At 55.4% G+C, this 3,875-nt stretch carries 3 protein-coding genes; all 3 read right to left on the bottom strand.

Features of this window, described 5'->3' with window-relative positions:
• The coding region (locus DMG62_22305; protein ID PYY20726.1) for a hypothetical protein at positions 1 to 757 on the bottom strand (757 nt) is incomplete at its 3' end.
• A 221-nt stretch (positions 758 to 978) separates the two neighbouring features.
• On the bottom strand, positions 979 to 2,319 hold the full coding sequence (locus tag DMG62_22300; GenBank protein ID PYY20725.1) for an aspartate aminotransferase family protein: 1,341 nt from the start codon (positions 2,317 to 2,319) through the stop codon (positions 979 to 981).
• Positions 2,319 to 3,806 (bottom strand): methylmalonate-semialdehyde dehydrogenase (CoA acylating), encoded by a 1,488-nt coding sequence (mmsA, locus tag DMG62_22295; GenBank protein PYY20724.1) that lies wholly within the window; start codon positions 3,804 to 3,806, stop codon positions 2,319 to 2,321. The genes DMG62_22300 and mmsA overlap by 1 nt, the downstream gene beginning before the upstream one ends.
• Positions 3,807 to 3,875 lie beyond the last annotated feature (69 nt).

Genomic DNA, 3,875 nt, shown 5'->3' with positions numbered 1-3,875 from the left:
GCACTCCGGATAACAGTCCCCACAACGGGGCATTTGGAACGCCGATAAATTGCAGCCCAACGGCAACGCAGATGCCATAACATGTGTTGACCAGGAATTGCGTGGAAAGATAACGCGACACACGACGCCCAGCGTCTTCCATCGCGCGCGTGGTTGTGCTGATTCGGCCCTGCCCAATGAGTCGAATCAGTCTGCCGCGAAGATCGTCCCGCTTTAGTAGCATAAAAATGACCAGCAACAGTACCAACGCAGCGGTACCAAGCGGACTCAGAATCGCGCCGAGAGTCTCCTGCATTAATTGCGGAATTGCGTTTCGCCCTTCGATCACCTTCACTGGAATAGGACTCGGCACAGGCCGGGCCGTTCTGGTTGAAGAATTGCCGCGGTCTCGGTCCGTTTCCGAAGCGGTGCTCGGCGCAACAACTTCCTTTTGCAGAGCTTGGACGCTGGACGAAAATCGGGCCAGCGGGCCACTGGCAGGAAGTCTCAGTGACCGTATTTTAGCCACAATGTTGGTTTGGTAGTCAGGTAGCTTGTCAGCCAGATCGATAACCTGACGGCCGATGATCCAACTCGCCGCGGCGAAAATCGTGAACATCGCGATGACTGTGACTAACACAGCTGCGATTCGCCCGATCCAACGCTCGAGGCGCGTAACCAACCTGGAGAGTAAAAACGTGATCAGGGTGGCCAAAGCTATCGGCACCAACACCGAGCGGCCAAAATAGAGTGCAGCAACGACAAAAACGACAAGCAAGAGCGCCCATATTCCACTCAGCGCGGCAGAGGGCGTTATAGACGAAGGTCGGATTCGCATTCCTGAATCAACTGCCCCAGCTAGTTCGATCGTCGGGTAAATGCATTCGAAACTGTCGTATGTTAGTAAGTGCGCTCCTCCGCGGCAGGAATCGAATCAACGGCCGAGTGTGCGTGTGCTGATATTGAAATTTGAGCGGCGACATGCCACCCAAATTATTTTCAGACGACGGTAAACGATCGATCCAGTACATCGAGCAGAAAGTCGGCGTCTTGTTGGTGCAGGCACATCGGCGGAGAAAATCGAATTGTCTGACCGTACAAACCACCTTTGCCGAGTAATAATCCCATGTCCCTACAGGTTTCGAGCACATGCGCGCATTCAGTCATCGCTGGTTCTTTCGTTGCACGGTCTTTCACCAGCTCAATTCCCAAGAGCAAGCCTTTGCCGCGCACGTCACCTATAAGATTATGCTTTGCTTTCAAGCGCTCGAGTCCCGCAAAGATCTGTTTCCCGATTTTCAGGGCGTTTGCTTGCAACTTTTCGCGATCAATCACGTCGAGCACAGCCGCGCCTTGTGCGCATACGATGGGATTGCCACCGAATGTGTTGAAATGTATCCGCTGGGCCAGTGTGGCTGCGATCTTTGGCGTCGTTACAACTGCTCCGAGTGGAGCGCCGTTGCCAATTCCTTTGGCCATTGTCACGATGTCCGGCACCACATCCTGAGTTTCGAATCCCCAGTAGTGCGTGCCGGTGCGCCCGAATCCCGTCTGCACTTCATCGGCGATACACACGCCGCCAGCCGCCCGCACATGTTCGTAGACGTGCTTCAGGTAATTATCTGGAAAGACCACGCATCCGCCGACGCCCTGAATTGATTCAGCAATAAAGGCTGCGACCTGACCCGAAGTTGCATGGTCGATCAAACTTTTGACGTCCGCCGCGTAGTGATGGCCTGCGAGCGGATCGTCGCGTCCCCATGCTCCGCGATATGGATCGGGCGCGATCGCATGGTGCACGCCGAAGCTGTGTGCAACGTTGAACTTCCAAGTGCGGTGCGCCGTAAGTGCCATTCCTGCAGCGTTGCCGCCGTGATACGAATTTCGAAGCGCAATGACATCGTAGTTCCCGGTGTAAGCGCGCGCCATCAGCAACCCGAGATCGTTGGCTTCAGAGCCCGAATTGACAAAATAGCAGACCTTCAGATCGCCGGGCATCTTCGCCGCCAGCTTTTCCGCATACTCGGCGATGTTCGGGTGCAGATAAATCGTGGTCGCGTGTTGCAAAAGCTCGCTCTGCCGCCGCGCTGCCTCGACAACAGTCGGATGACAATGACCGACGCTTATCGTCACAATTCCGCCGAGAGCATCGAGATACCGGCGTCCATGTCCGTCGAACAGGTATTGAGCTTTGCCTTCCACGATCATCAGCGGTTGCTTGTAGTAGAGAAACAGTCCGGGATTCAGAAATTGACGACGTAAGCGCAGCACCTCTTCCGCGGATGGCCCATGATACGGCTGCGGCTGATAATCGAATGACGGTAGTTCAGGTGCTTGCATTATTTCGTGCTCCAAATGTTTCCTTCGCCTTCAGCAAACCAGCGGGTCGTTGTGACCTTTTGTTGAGTGAAAAATTGCACCCCTTCCTTGCCTTGCATATGCAGATCGCCAAAGAAGGAATCGCCCCAGCCGGAAAAAGGAAACCAGGCCATGGACGCGGGCACACCGATGTTGATGCCGATCATCCCAGCTTTCACTCGGTGCTTAAATTCGCGTGCCGATTTTCCAGAGCACGTAAAGATGGAAGCGCCATTGCCGTAGGGTGAACCATTAATGGTTTCGATTGCAGCTTCGAGATCATTAGCTCGCATCACGTTCAGCACTGGACCAAAAATTTCTTCACGCGCTACCGTCATATCATTCTGCACCTCATCGAGAACGGTAGCGCCAAGAAAAAACCCGCCGCTGTTCAACTGGAGAGCGCGACCATCGGCAAGAATTTTCGCACCTTGTTCCGCGCCAGTTCCGATGAGGTGCGCCACGCGATCGCGATGCTGTCGAGTAATGAGGGGTCCCATGTCGGGCTGCGGCTCGCGATCGGTGGGTCCGACGCGGATGCTTTTGGCGGCGTGAGCCAGTGAAGGCAGAGCATCTTTCGATGCGCTGCCGACGACGACCGCAGTTGAACTGGCCATGCAGCGTTCTCCCGCGCATCCAAACGCGCCTTCTATAACACTCCGCGTTGAGTGCTCTATCTCCGCGTCCGGCATCACGACCACAAAATTTTTTGCGCTGCCGTTTGCCTGGACGCGTTTGCCGTGACGCATGCCGGTTTCGAAGATGTAGCGCGCGACCGGCGTTGACCCCACAAACGAAACCGCTCTGACTTTCGGATGCCCGAGCAACGCCTCCACGCATTCGCGCCCGCCATGAACAATGTTGAAAACGCCGCGCGGAAGGGCGGCTTGTTCCAACAGTCGCGCAATCATCATCGCGGTCAGCGGCACCTTCTCGCTCGGCTTAAGCACAAAAGTATTCCCGCAAGCCAGCGCGACGGGGTACATCCAGAGCGGCACCATCGCAGGAAAATTAAACGGTGTGATCCCGACACAAACGCCAAGGGGTTGGCGAATGGTTTCGCAGTCAATTCCGCGCGCGACGTTCTCGATTGTCTCGCCACCGAGCAAAGAGGGCACGCCACAGGCAAACTCCACCATCTCGATTCCTCTCCGAACATCACCGCGCGATTCGATCAAGGTCTTGCCGTGTTCGCGCGTGTTGCAGCGTGCGATCTCTTCGAACTTCTCCTCGAGCAGCATTTTGAAACGGAACAGCACGCGAGTTCGCTCCACCGGTGGCATTTCCCACCAAGCCGGAAACGCCGCATCGGCAGCCTCCACTGCTTCGTTCACATGCGCCGCCGTGCACATTGGAGTAAGCGCGATCACTTCGCCGGTTGAAGGGTTATATACTGGCGAAGTATCGACATTGCGCAGTTCTTGCCATTCGCCGTTGACGAAAACCGGGCAAAGCTGTGGCGTATTCACAACGGGTAATTAATAATCAACCAGTTGCAAAACACGAGGCGAAACTGGAAAGTCGCCTCATCACTGGTG

Source organism: Acidobacteriota bacterium (assembly GCA_003225175.1).
GTDB lineage: Bacteria > Acidobacteriota > Terriglobia > Terriglobales > Acidobacteriaceae > Gp1-AA112.
Note: the sequence above shows the minus strand (reverse complement) of the source record. Positions and strands in the feature narration are given on the sequence as shown.